This window comes from Flavobacterium sp. OHVDL-2026-0007, assembly GCF_059882335.1.
In genome coordinates this window covers 4,275,457-4,289,247 of record NZ_CM187612.1, presented here as the reverse complement: position 1 = coordinate 4,289,247, position 13,791 = coordinate 4,275,457, and the positions used below count along the sequence as shown (strand labels likewise).

The following is a 13,791-nucleotide window of genomic DNA, read 5'->3' as shown; positions in this document are numbered from 1 at the left end:
CAAAATTAACTTTTACGACTTACAGCTATAAAAATATTAATATTGAATTCTATTCATAATTACAGTTGTTGAACTATTTTTACTTTTAACCTCAACTTGGAAATTTTGAGCAACAGTTAGTTTTCTACCAATTTGTCGTTGACTTCTTTGGTGGTATTGGATATCAAAGCTAAGATGAATTTTCCTGTATTTATTTTCGACACCCTCTCATCTAGACGTCTTTATTTCAATGCATGCATGACCGTCGATCAGCCCATTTGTGATTTGTATTATGGATTCTGAAATAAAATCTCTTAACCCATATTAAATGTTATGTTTACGATTTATTTTAAATTCTATCGTTTTAATTTTGCGAGTTCTAATATTCACAATGAAAAGGACTCCACTCATTAAAAAAAATAAAAATCCTAGGTTTTATCTTGTACATAAAGTCATTCTGAATAATTTATAACTGATAACCGAGATTTTATCTTTACTTCAAGTTCATTTGACTTTACTTCACTTTTATCAGATAGATAATCTTCGAGATTCTTTAAGATAACTCTATTTATTTCACTTTCACGTATATATTTAAAATATAAACTATATTCCATGATTATTGATATTTTATTTTTCAGAATTCGATATTAATATGAAAAATCCAATATATTAAGTCTTTATTCATTGAACCAAATATAGGATAAATCGTCACTTAATAAATAAAAGTTTAGAATTTGTTTTTTGATAAATTTCAAAAGAAGTTTTTGTTGACACTACTGTCATCATTATTCTAGTTAACTACAATATTGGGATTCGATTCCTATTATATACTTAATAATCTTTTATTAATTCTTTACAATTTAGATCATATTTTGATATCATTTTTTGACTCAGATGATAAAAATCAACAAAATTCTTACGGAACTGGTTAGTTTTTTTTGATATTTCAGACACTTAAACAAATCGTTAGACTAATTTCCAGATTTTTATTTAATAGTTACTCTTAAAAAACAAAAACTACTTCTTTAATGAATATCTTTTTTGTTTATTTGATCAAGCAAGATTACTAGTGCATATTTAGGAAACATTCGCACAACGCTTCATAAGAGCACTTCTTAGATCTGTGGGATGGATAGTATAATTTAGATATAAAAACGAAAAAAATAATGAATAGATTAATTCTGGTTGGAAATGGCTTTGATCTGGCTCATGGATTAAAAACTAGCTATTGCCATTTTATATCCGATTATATAGCACGAGCAATAAATAATTTTTATAAAACGAATAATCATAACGATCTTCTGCTTTCTATACGTTTCAGAAGCACTGGCTACGGACATAGTCCTGAAGATAAGCACAAAAGTATAAAACCGGATGTCGCTTTAAAACATCTCAAAGAGTTAGAGCAAAACAGTAATTATTTTACAGTTGAATTTAAATCTTCATTTTTGAAAGAAACTATTCAAAAAATTAATACGCTTAATTGGGTAGACCTTGAAAATGATTATTTTGAAAGACTGCTAAAATGCAAGTCACTACAAACAGGTTATAGAATTGAAAATGTAAATAAGATTAATAAGGAGTTTGATTTTTTAAAAATTGAACTTGAAGATTATTTACTTCGAATACAAATGCCAATTTCATCTTTTCATTCGAAAGAATTATACGACTTGTTTTACGAGAGTATTATAGCAAGCGAAGTAGTAGGGTATAATATGAAAAATGATGAAAAACCAATGAAGGTACTGTTTTTAAGTTTTAATTACACAAATACAGTAGAAGCTTATTCGAAACCTAAGTATATGAATCAGAATGCAGCAGTTACTTACATTCATGGAAAACTTGATACGAATGAAAATCCTATAATATTTGGATTTGGAGATGAGTATAATAAAAATTATCTAGAATTTGAAGAACTAAAAACCAATGAACTACTAACACATATTAAATCGTTTGGTTATTTTAATGCTTCAAATTATCATGATTTAATGAAATTTTTAGAAGAGTCATCTTTTCAAGTTTATTCTGTTGGTCATTCTTTAGGTTTATCTGATAGAACAATGTTAAAAGAAGTGTTTGAACATGTAAATTGCAAATCTATAAAGATATTCTATTATAGTGATAGAAAAGACTTCACCAATAAAACATATGATATTTCTAAGCATTTTACTAATAAAGGAAGTATGAGAAAAAAAATTATTCCTTTTAATAAATCTGCTCCGATGCCTCAGCCACATGAAAAATATTGAAAGAGAAATAATCTCGTTTAAACGTCATATCTCATCAAAACATTAATACATCTTATTAAAGATGTAAACCCCACTAAAATTATGGTAGTATCTCACTAACTGTGTACGTTGAAAAGTTATTCTGGAAAATATTTGAGAAAATTTAAAAGCTCAAAAAAAAAAAAAATGGAAATAACTTTTATTATATTTTTTAAACCCCAGAGGCTATGATTATGATTCTAAATTCCAGCAGAGTATCTTCTTTTTTTATTTTAATTATGGTAATATTTTACAACTAACATGGGCATGCTATAATAGCATAATAATCTTCTATAATCTGATTGGATATCTGAATGCTTCCAACTACTAAATAAGAAATCATTAGGGGAGATTAGAAATTTGTTTTTTTCTCCAATCTTTTTTTCTTAATTCTGCTTTATAATTTTTATCAAATTTTGTTAGTGCACCTATTTAAAAAAAAAGCTTTAAGAGCCCATATTTACAGGGATTTTAAAATAAAGGTTTCGGAGCCTCTTTCGCCCTTAGTAGAAGTTTTAAAAAAACTTTAAAATCAACGACTTTAAACGTTGAAATAGTAAGGTTCTTATTCCCTCTTACCTAGCTTCAAAACACCGGTTATACCAACGTATAGTTTACCTATTAAAGCCATAAAGACCAATTATATCCCAAAGTACAATTCTATTTTCTGAAGCGAAGTCTTCCAAAAATTGAATGATACTACGGTAAGGACTAAGGCATTCCTTTTTATAAGTTCGTTTTCCGAATAAGTAATGACTATCTTTGCACGGAAATTCACAAAAATGAAAGCAATAGACAATTCTGAAAAAGATATTTTACATCCTCGAAATCTTCATCGTTCCCGATATGATTTTGAGCTCCTTATTGCAAATTGCCCAGAATTAAAAGAGCATGTTGCCATTAACATGCATGGAATTGAAACTATTGATTTCAGTAATCCTATAGCGGTAAAAATGCTTAACAAAGCTTTATTACAAACTTATTACGATATACAAAACTGGGATATTCCTCAGAATTATCTTTGCCCTCCTATTCCTGGAAGAGCTGATTATATTCATTATTTAGCTGACTTACTAACAGATACCAACAATGGAAATCTTCCTGAGGCTGCAGAAGTTTTAGGTTTAGATATTGGTACAGGAGCCAACTGTATTTATCCAATTTTAGGGAATGCCATTTACGATTGGAATTTTGTGGGTACGGATATCGATGAAAGAGCAATTGAAAATTGCAGTAGTATTATCGAAGCCAACCCTAAATTAATTGATGCCATCAGTTTGCAACAACAAACCGAATCTCGTTTTATTTTCAAAAACATCATTACAGCGGAAGATCGTTTTACTTTTACGATGTGTAATCCTCCTTTTCATTCTTCTGCCGAAGATGCTAACCAAAGTGCTTCCAGAAAAGTATCTAATTTAAATCCGAAGGAGAAGAAAAAAACAAATCCCGTTTTGAATTTCGGAGGTCATAATGCTGAATTGTGGTGCGAGGGTGGCGAAATTGGCTTTGTCACACAAATGATTTATGAAAGCACTAAATATGCCATGCAATGTTTATGGTTTACTACTTTAGTGTCTAAAAGAGAAAATCTTTCCAGCATATACAAAACATTAAACAAGGTAAATGCGGCTTCAATCAAAACAATCGACATGGCACAAGGTCAAAAAAACAGTCGAATTGTAGCCTGGACTTTCTTGACAGAAGCCCAACAAAAAGCCTGGAAGTTGTAATTGTGATACTTTAAACTCAGATTCTGCTATTTTAGAATCTCTCTTTGTTGTACCTTTAATGTAAATTGAATTTTATGGCTACGACAAAAGTATTACTCCAATTAGCGACGCTATTTTTGCTTGTAAGCTGTGCTTCCTCCAAAAAAGCAGTATTTGACGATTATGTTTTTAAAACAAAAACCGAAAAACAAGCGTATTCCAACTCTTACGATAAAGCCTTACCACTCTGGGGAATTCCGTATACGGAAGAAAATATAAAAACCAGTTACGGAACAGCACATATTATAATGGCGGGTCCTACAAATGGTAAAGCTTTAGTTTTACTCCATGGAATGGATGCCAGTTCCACCATGTGGTATCCCAATATTAAAACCTTAACCAAAAGCCACCGCATTTACGCTATCGATTTTTTGATGGAACCTGGGAAATCCACTTTGGCTACCAAGGCGCTTTCCTCAGAAGAAATAGTGAATTGGTACAATGAAATCCTCACTCATTACCAACTAAAAAACTTTGATTTGGTCGGAGCATCTCGCGGCGGTTGGATTGCCACCTTATTAGCGGCTCAAAAAGTCAATTCGATTGATAAAATTGTTTTGTTAAGCCCAGCTCAAACCTTTAAGTTTATTGACAAACCCAGAAAAACATCTTCCGCTTTATGGCTCAAACTTTTCCCCACTGAAAAGAAATTCACAAAAACCTTAAAAACATTCTCCACACATCCCGAAAAAATCAGTCCTATTTATAAAAGACAATTTTATTTGGCCAATAAATACGCTAAATCAAATTCGAGTATGTTACAAATGCAGCCTTTTTCAGAAGACGAATTGCAATCTATCAAAAATCCAGTTTTGATTTTAATTGGTGATCACGATGTTATTAATTCCGAAGAAAGTTTAAAACGGGCCGATAAATTTCTTCTACATAGTAAAACCCTAATGATAAAAGATGCGGGACATTTTTTAAGCATTGATCAATCCCAAAATGTAAATGAGGCTATGCTTCGTTTTTTAGAATAGTGCTCTTGGATAATTTTAGCCTAATTTATTTTATAGAATCCAAACTTAGTATCTTTACAAAACAAAACTTTTCATCCGTTCAAAATGAATTTTCAAGTAGCTTCAGATTATAGTCCAAAAGGAGATCAGCCACAAGCCATCCAAAAACTTGCCCAAGGCATCATCGATGGCGAAAAATATCAAACCTTACTAGGAGTTACGGGTTCCGGTAAAACCTTTACGGTTGCCAATGTGATCCAAGAAGTGCAAAGACCCACTTTGGTTCTAGCCCACAATAAAACCTTAGCAGCACAATTGTATTCGGAATTCAAACAATTTTTCCCCAATAATGCGGTCGAATATTTTGTTTCTTACTACGATTACTACCAACCCGAAGCCTTTATGCCTGTAACGGGGGTTTTTATCGAAAAAGATCTATCGATCAATGAAGAGCTCGAAAAAATGCGTTTGAGTACTACTTCGTCCTTACTATCAGGACGTCGTGATATTTTAGTAGTAGCCTCGGTTTCTTGTTTGTACGGTATTGGAAATCCTGTTGAATTTCAGAAAAATGTAATTGAAATTCACCGAGACCAAGTTATTTCCAGAACCAAATTATTACACAGTCTGGTCCAAAGTTTATATTCCAGAACAGAAGCTGATTTTACACCCGGAAATTTCAGAATCAAAGGCGATACTGTGGAAGTATATCCTAGTTATGCCGATGATGCCTTTAGAATTCACTTCTTTGGCGATGAAATTGAAGAAATAGAATCTTTTGATGCCAAGACATCTCTAGTAATTGAAAAGTTCCCCAAACTGACCATATATCCTGCCAATATGTTTGTGACCTCACCAGATGTGCTACAAGGTGCCATTTGGGAAATCCAGCAAGATTTGGTCAAACAAGTTGATTATTTTAAAGAAATAGGAAAACATTTAGAAGCAAAGCGACTTGAAGAACGAACCAATTTTGATTTAGAAATGATTCGTGAACTGGGCTATTGCTCCGGTATTGAGAACTACTCTAGATATTTAGACGGAAGAGAGGCTGGTACTCGCCCTTTCTGCTTGTTAGACTACTTCCCTGATGATTATTTAATGGTTGTGGATGAAAGTCACGTTACGATTTCACAAGTGCACGCCATGTATGGTGGTGACCGTAGCCGTAAAGAGAATCTAGTGGAATACGGTTTCCGTTTACCTGCTGCTATGGACAACAGACCTTTGAAATTTGAAGAGTTCGAAGCCATGCAAAATCAGGTCATTTACGTATCGGCTACTCCTGCCGATTACGAATTGCAAAAAACCGATGGGGTGTATGTTGAACAAGTGATTCGTCCTACCGGATTATTAGATCCTATTATAGAAATCAGACCTAGTTTGAATCAAATTGATGATTTGATCGAAGAAATCCACCTTCGTTGCGAACTGAACGAAAGAGTTTTAATCACCACTCTGACCAAAAGAATGGCTGAGGAATTAGCCAAATACTTAACTAAAGTAAACATTCGTTGCCGTTATATTCACTCGGATGTGGACACTTTAGAGCGTATCGAAATTATGCAGGATTTACGAAAAGGTATTTTTGATGTATTAATTGGAGTCAACTTGCTTCGTGAAGGATTAGATTTACCTGAAGTCTCACTGGTGGCCATACTGGACGCCGACAAAGAGGGTTTTTTACGTAGTCATCGATCACTGACCCAAACCATTGGTCGCGCCGCTAGGAATCTAAATGGAAAGGCCATTATGTATGCCGATAAAATTACGGCAAGCATGCAAAAAACAATTGACGAAACCAATTATCGTAGAACCAGACAGATTAACTTCAATACAGAACACGGTATTACTCCTCAGGCATTAAACAAAAAAATCGACAGTGCCTTTACTAAAAATCCATTGGTGGAATTGGAGCTAGGTCATCCGATACCTACTGCGGCCGAACCTCAAAAAGAATATTTATCTAAAGCGGAATTGGAGAAAGCCATTCGTGAGAAGCGAAAATCTATGGAAAAAGCAGCAAAAGAATTGGACTTTTTACAAGCTGCCAAATTAAGGGATGCTATTAAAAAATTACAAGAGCAATTGGTTTAATTGTGTTGTTCCTGAAAGACTTTCAATAAAAGGTTAGGATCTATCATGGCATGTGGTGCCTTTTCCATTAAATCCAGTACCCGCTTTACAGCAATTGGACTCAACCCCATTTCAATGGCGATTTGCTGTATGGCTACGGCCTCTTTTTTGTGCAAAATACCATCACAATGCATGATTAATGCCAATCTGTAGAACTGTTGAATACGTTGGAATTCTGATTTTATAATTTGAGGGGGATTTTCCTGATGAAATAGATCCTGAAAAACTTTAGAATCAATCTTTAGCTCCTGGGCAACCAACCACAAAAATGCCAATTCGCGTTTATGCAATTGACCATCAACTGTGGAGAAAGCGATCATTTCTAAAAGTAAACTTCTCTTTTCTTCTTGGGTATTCATCTATTTCTTATTTTTAGCTAAAATATTGTTTTTAAACCTAAAACACAAGAGAACTCATGATTCGAGGATCTTTCTTTTTTATTTTTTTGTCGCTTAGCATACTGGTAAATGCCCAACAACAAAGTACGGCTTCCAAAAATGTTTCCACCTTTACCATAGAGGCTCCACAACTCAAAACAAACAAAAAAATTTGGATCTATTTACCTGAAAATTATGCGGCTTCCACCAAAAAATACAGTGTCATTTACATGCAAGATGCTCAAAACTTATTTGATGCTAAGACTGCTTATGCTGGTGAATGGAATGTGGATGAGAAACTCGATAGCTTACAAGCACCTGTCATTGTGGTGGGTATTGAACATGGAAATGATAAACGTTTAGAAGAACTAACCCCTTATAAAAATGATAAATACGGTGGTGGAAATGCAGACCATTACCTTGATTTTATTACCCAAACCTTAAAACCCTATGTCGACCAAAACTACAAAACCAAACCCAAACCAAAAAACACCCTTATTATGGGAAGTTCTCTTGGCGGACTGTTCTCTTTTTACGCGGTTTTAAAATACCCTCAAGTTTTTGGAAAAGCCGGTGTTTTCTCTCCTTCCTTCTGGTTTTCCGATTCAATCTATACCCAAACAGCACAACTGCCTAAAATCAAAACCAAAATTTACTTTTTATGTGGAGACAAAGAAAGTGACGACATGGTCAAAGACATGACGAAGATGGAGCGTTTATTAGATAGTAAACGCTGTTATTGTCTTCATCTCACCCAATCAAAAATTGTAAAGGACGGGGTACATAACGAAAAACTCTGGCGAGATGGTTTTGTACAAGCGGTCCTTTGGCTGGGCTATTAACTACTAATTTAATTGAAACTAATATGGAACTAATTTTAAGAGCATTCAATTTAAAACTAAAACATACCTTCACGATTTCAAGAGAATCCATTGATTTTCAACCTTCGTTAATAGTAGAACTCAAAAGTGACGGGTTTTCAGGTTTTGGAGAAGCCACTTCAAATCCCTACTACAAAACAACGGTTCCCGTAATGATGCAGGATTTAGAAAAAATTAGGTCCCTTATTGAAAACACTCAAGACGAAACACCTGAAGTATTCTGGGCCAAAATCTATCCGTTTTTAAAACAGGATATGTTTGCTTTATGCGCTTTGGATATGGCCTATACGGATTTATATGCTCGAAAAAAAGGTAAGAAACTATATGAATTATGGGGCTACGATCCCCAAAACAATCCGCTCACTGATTATACGATTGGTATTGCCTCTATAGAAAAAATGGTTTCCAAAATGCAAGAACTACCTTGGCCTATCTATAAAATCAAATTAGGTACCCAAGAAGATATCGCCATTGTAAAAGAACTCAGAAAACATACTGACGCTATTTTTCGAATTGATGCTAATTGTGATTGGACCGTTGAAGAAACACTTCATAATGCTGTTGAATTAAAAAAATTAGGAGTAGAATTTTTAGAACAACCCTTAAAAGCGGACCATTGGGAAGGCCATAAAGAACTTTTTAAACATTCCGTTTTACCTATAATCGCAGATGAAAGCTGTATTCTTGAAGAAGATGTCGCCAAATGCTTTAACCATTTTCATGGTGTCAATGTGAAATTGGTGAAATGTGGTGGATTAACCCCTGCCAAACGCATGATTGAACAGGCTAAAAAGCTAGGCCTTAAAACGATGGTGGGTTGTATGACCGAATCTACAGTGGGGATCTCAGCCATTGCGCATTTACTACCACAACTTGATTATGTGGATATGGATGGCGCCTTGCTTTTGGCTGAAGATATTGCTACTGGTGTCACGATAAAAAATGGTGTAATCCATTATGCAGAACAAAACGGAACCGGTGTTACTTTACTCGAATAACATGAAAGTGGACCAATTTCCAGATCGAATTATAACACTTAACCAAGAGCCGTATTTGTATTTTGGAGGAACGGCCTATTTAGGTTTGCCTACCCTTGATGCTTTTCAAGAATTGGTTGTGAAAAACATTCTAAAGTGGGGAACCACTTATGGAAGTTCTAGAAGTGCCAATATAGAACTTAGCGCTTACGAACAGGGCGAAACTTTTTTAGCCAAACATATCAAATCCGAGGCGGCCGTTACCGTTTCATCGGGCATGTTGGCAGGGAAGCTAGCTATTGAACTCCTTAACGAACAAACAGACTGTTACTTTCACTTTCCCAACACTCATCCGGCTATCCAAGCTAGCAATAGTCTCCCCCTTTTTATAGCAGATCAATTACATCCAAGACTTAAAGACAAAACACCAGAAAGAATCACCCTACTTGCCGATGGCGTACCCTCCTATCAAACCAAAGCGATTGATTTAACCGTTTTAAAAGAGATTCCCCCTCATAAAGAAATTACACTACTTATAGATGAATCACATTCTTTAGGGATTTTGGGTGCCAATGGCTCGGGAATATATGCCGAGATCCATCTACCTCTCAAACGAAAAATCATGGTGTCTTCTTTGGGGAAAGCATTGGGTTTAACTGGTGGACTTATTGCCAGTGATACTTCTTTTATTAACCAAATTAAAAAGCAGACTACTTTTGTCTCTGCTGCTGGTATGAATCCTGCTTTTGTGCAAACCTTGGCTGATGCTTCATCCATTTACCAATCTCAACATCAAAAGTTATTGGAGAATCTACATTATATCGAACAAAAACTGCATAAAAGTCACAGCATCCACTTTGATAAAAACTATCCTCTACTGTATGTAGAAGATGAAAAAATCATTGAAATTTTAAAGGAAAACAAAATTATTATTGCTAATTTTAACTATCAGCAGCATGCTAAAGACATCAGTAGAATAGTCATTACAGCCCATCATCTCCATGAAGATTTAGACAAATTAATAACCATTTTGAACCACTATAATTCTAAATCTAAAATTGCCCTCTAATTGCTTTTAAAACGTACCTTTGTAAAAAATTAAACGATGACGAACAACGATATCCTAAAAAAACTTCGCGTAGCTTTAATGCTCCGTGACGACCAAATAGTTGAAATTTTAGAATTAGTAGATTTTAGAATTTCAAAATCAGAATTGGGAGCTTTTTTTAGAGCCGAAGATCATGAAAATTACATGGAATGTGGTGATCAGGTTTTGCGTAATTTCTTGAACGGATTGGTAATTCATTTAAGAGGAACCAAAGAAAACCCAAAAAACCCGACTGACGTTTTAGCCAAGCATAAAGCAGAAATTCCTAAAAAAGACAGTACAAAAGAAAGACCGGAATTTACCGCTAGCGCTAAAGATGCTGAAAAAGGAAGAGGGGATCAAAAACCTTCTAAAACTGGCCCAGCAGCGAAAAAGCCTTTCAAGAAAAACAACACGAAAACGGCACCTAAAGTACAAGTAGTAGAGAAAGTAATCTACAAAAACGGTAAAAACAAAAAATCATAACAGCGATTTTAGTTGACAAGGTTTTCACTTGTGAATCTCAATAAAGTAGTATAAAAAAGAAATCCATTCAAAAATTGAATGGATTTCTTTTTTTAGAATAGTGCGCTTCTTACACTTTTTTATTTAACATTAAATGGTCAATTTTAGTACTGCAAATCTCCGGATTTGCTCCAGGTGCCTGAGCCACTAAAGCTCCAACGGCACAAGCAAAATCAATTGCTCTTTGGGGTGTTTTCCCACTAAGCAAAGAGGCAATTAAAGCGGCTAAGAAAGAATCACCTGCTCCTACTGTATCCGCCACTTCAACGGGAAAACCTTCATTTTCATAAAGCTGTCCTTCCCACATCAACAAAGCGCCATGTTTTCCTTTAGTGACACACATTGCTTTTACATTGGTTTGTTCCGCTAAAAAGCGCATATTATCTTCTAAGCTAGTAAAAGGGGACTGCATCGCTGCAGCAATCTCTAACAATTCCTCATCATTGAACTTTATAAAATCAGCTGAATGCATCAGTTGCTCTAGGATTTCGTAAGTATAATGAGGTTTCCTTAAATTGACATCAAAAACCTTATAAGCCTTTGTTTTCAGCAATTCTTCCAAAGATTGTCTAGAAACCTGGTCTCTACAAACCAAGCTACCATAAATTAAAACATCAGCATCGGCCACTACTTTTTTAGCAAAATCGCTCAACACAATTTTATCCCAGGCCGATGGATAACTAATTTCATAACTGGCAGAACCACGTTCATTCAAAGTCACATTGACTAATCCGGTTGGAAAATTTTCAGTTTGCATAATAGCCGTGGTTTCAAGCCCCAAACTTGTTACTTGATCAATAATCGCTTTCCCATCTTCATCTTTTCCTACGCAGCTAATCATGGCCACTTCCCAACCTAATGTCTTCATACGTAAAGCTACATTTAGTGGTGCTCCACCAATCTTTTTTTCATTGGCAAAAACATCCCAAAGCACCTCTCCGTAGGCCACTGCCTTAAGGTTTTTTCCGTTATTCATTCTAAAATTATTTTATATTAATGTTATTCTACTTGTATAAACTGAAGCTTATAATCATTTATTGTTTTTCTTACCGTAATTAGCTTTCATCTCCTCTTGCTCCTTCTCTAATTACGGTCCGATCAACACTTACCAAGACTTTACAAATTAATAACCTGGGTTTTGTTTGTATAACCCTTGACTGAAATTAATCTGTTTCAATGGAATTGGACAGTACTCTTCTTTATGCGCATCAAAAAAGGCATCTTGATAGTATGCACGTTTTGTTTTTTCACCGGCATAGAAGTTATTCATTACCTGATCCGTAACCCCCCAACGAACTAAATCAAAGAAACGATTTCCTTCCATGGCCAATTCTAAACGACGCTCCCAACGCATGGCTTTACGAGCAAAATCTTGTGTCCAGTTGCAATTAACCCCATCTTCATACGTATTGATTTTAAAGTTATTTACATAGGGAAGTCTTCCTGTACTTTGAGCAGCTCTTTCTCTAATTTGATTGATTAGTGGTAAAGCTTCGGTTTGTCTTCCTAATTCAATTAAAGCTTCCGCACGCATCAAAATCAAATCGGCATAACGAATTTGTATTCTGTTTTTAGAATTTCCATAAAATGGATCAATATTCACTACACAACTACAGCTTGGTGCTACATTTTCTTTTAAGGAAGCAAAATAGCCGTAAGTCCCCGGAGAGCGCACCCAAGCCTCTACATATAAAAATTCCGGATCGTATTTATAAGGCAAACCAGGCATAGCCACGGTATGATACAATCTAGGATCAACCGTATTGGCCGCTACATTTTTATAATCAAAATCCTGATTGTTATAGGTATCAAATTCTGGTAAACCATTGCTACCGGTTTTAAAAGCATTTACTAAATTTTGACTTGGTTTGTGGAAATCACAACATCCTAAACCTTGCGGAGTAGAAAGTACATCTGAAAAATTTAATCTTCCATATAAAGTACCATCGTTATCTGAAAATTGAATCGAAAAGAGCGCTTCTGCTCCATTTTCAAAGTTTCCTGGCAAAAAGTTATTGGCAAAATCAGGCTCTAAACTTGCTTTCCCCATCACTTTATCTGTTGCGGCAATCACTTCTTGTAAATGTTGTTGATTGATGCCCGTAACCTTAAATGTCTCATCTTGCGTATAAGCTTGATACAAACGAGTTTTGGCTAAATAAGCATAAGCAGCCTTTTGAGTAGCACGTCCAACTTGTGGTTGTGTTTCTGGTAAATTAGCCGCGGCTACTTGAAAATCTTCGGCAATTTTTTCCCAAAGTTCCTCATTTGTCAACGCTTTGTTCGAAATCGTTTTATAGTCTTCCACTGGAATATCTTCGGTGATATAGGGAACATTTCTAAACATAATTTTCAACATAAAATAAAAATGTCCTCTTAAAAAACGCATTTCAGCGATACGTGTTTTCTTGAGCGGGTAATCAGCTTCCGAAATTTGCTCTAGTGCTTTCAATGCTTTATTAGCTCTTGAAACTCCTACATAACTAATATACCAAAAAGAATCTAACTCACCAAAATCAGGTCTGATATTATTAGACACTTCAAAAAAGTGAAAATCCTGAAGATCATTGGTTCCGCTTCCGCCTTTGTAAGCATCATCAGAACGCACATTTCCAAAAGGCCACAAACTGTAAGGCGAATCATAATGATCATTTCCTAACTGTGCATAAGCGGCATTCATAAACCCTTCTACCGTTGTTGGCGTAACAATATCTTCTTCAGCTAATATGCCTCGAGGATTATTTTCCAGAAAATCGGAACAGGATGCAAGTAATCCCAGCACAAAAAACCCTGTTATATATACTATTTTTTTCATTTTTTTTGATTTAATC

Annotated in this window: 11 protein-coding genes; 8 read left to right on the top strand and 3 right to left on the bottom strand. The window is 34.8% G+C overall.

Annotated elements, in window-relative coordinates:
• Positions 1-1,145: 1,145 nt before the first annotated feature.
• From AC51AA_RS17620 to uvrB, 4 genes are all read left to right on the top strand, one after another.
• Positions 1,146-2,228, top strand: a complete 1,083-nt coding sequence (locus AC51AA_RS17620) for an AbiH family protein (protein ID WP_500703502.1) — start codon at positions 1,146-1,148, stop codon at positions 2,226-2,228.
• 800 nt (positions 2,229-3,028) lie between these two features.
• A complete protein-coding gene (gene rlmF, locus AC51AA_RS17615; protein WP_500703501.1) occupies positions 3,029-3,979 on the top strand; it encodes a 23S rRNA (adenine(1618)-N(6))-methyltransferase RlmF in 951 nt (316 codons plus the stop codon).
• A gap of 74 nt (positions 3,980-4,053) precedes the next feature.
• Positions 4,054-4,998, top strand: a complete 945-nt coding sequence (locus AC51AA_RS17610; protein ID WP_500703500.1) for an alpha/beta fold hydrolase — start codon at positions 4,054-4,056, stop codon at positions 4,996-4,998.
• A gap of 84 nt (positions 4,999-5,082) precedes the next feature.
• Positions 5,083-7,074 (top strand): excinuclease ABC subunit UvrB, encoded by a 1,992-nt coding sequence (uvrB, locus tag AC51AA_RS17605; RefSeq protein WP_500703499.1) that lies wholly within the window; start codon positions 5,083-5,085, stop codon positions 7,072-7,074.
• On the opposite strand, the gene AC51AA_RS17600 is transcribed toward uvrB, so the two are convergent.
• On the bottom strand, positions 7,071-7,472 hold the full coding sequence (locus tag AC51AA_RS17600; protein ID WP_500703498.1) for an excinuclease ABC subunit B: 402 nt from the start codon (positions 7,470-7,472) through the stop codon (positions 7,071-7,073). The genes uvrB and AC51AA_RS17600 overlap by 4 nt on opposite strands.
• 56 nt (positions 7,473-7,528) lie before the next feature.
• Here AC51AA_RS17600 and AC51AA_RS17595 point away from each other — a divergent pair, with 56 nt between their 5' ends.
• The 4 genes from AC51AA_RS17595 to AC51AA_RS17580 are packed head-to-tail and all read left to right on the top strand — an operon-like array spanning position 7,529 to position 10,921.
• A complete protein-coding gene (locus tag AC51AA_RS17595; RefSeq protein ID WP_500703497.1) occupies positions 7,529-8,332 on the top strand; it encodes an alpha/beta hydrolase in 804 nt (267 codons plus the stop codon).
• A gap of 23 nt (positions 8,333-8,355) precedes the next feature.
• Entirely contained in the window at positions 8,356-9,369 is a 1,014-nt protein-coding gene (locus tag AC51AA_RS17590) for a dipeptide epimerase (protein WP_500703496.1), read from the top strand.
• A complete protein-coding gene (locus AC51AA_RS17585; RefSeq protein ID WP_500703495.1) occupies positions 9,329-10,417 on the top strand; it encodes an aminotransferase class I/II-fold pyridoxal phosphate-dependent enzyme in 1,089 nt (362 codons plus the stop codon). Before AC51AA_RS17590 ends, AC51AA_RS17585 begins: the two co-directional genes overlap by 41 nt.
• A gap of 36 nt (positions 10,418-10,453) precedes the next feature.
• The gene (locus tag AC51AA_RS17580) at positions 10,454-10,921 is read left to right on the top strand and encodes a DUF1456 family protein (RefSeq protein WP_500703494.1); all 468 of its coding nucleotides are present in this window, start codon (positions 10,454-10,456) and stop codon (positions 10,919-10,921) included.
• A 109-nt stretch (positions 10,922-11,030) separates the two neighbouring features.
• Here the strand turns inward: AC51AA_RS17580 and AC51AA_RS17575 are convergent, their stop codons facing one another.
• Together AC51AA_RS17575 and AC51AA_RS17570 are read right to left on the bottom strand one after the other, a co-directional pair.
• Positions 11,031-11,936: a carbohydrate kinase family protein gene (locus AC51AA_RS17575; protein ID WP_500703493.1), complete on the bottom strand. Its 906-nt coding sequence runs from the start codon at positions 11,934-11,936 to the stop codon at positions 11,031-11,033.
• 147 nt (positions 11,937-12,083) lie between these two features.
• Positions 12,084-13,775, bottom strand: a complete 1,692-nt coding sequence (locus AC51AA_RS17570; RefSeq protein WP_500703492.1) for a RagB/SusD family nutrient uptake outer membrane protein — start codon at positions 13,773-13,775, stop codon at positions 12,084-12,086.
• Positions 13,776-13,791 lie beyond the last annotated feature (16 nt).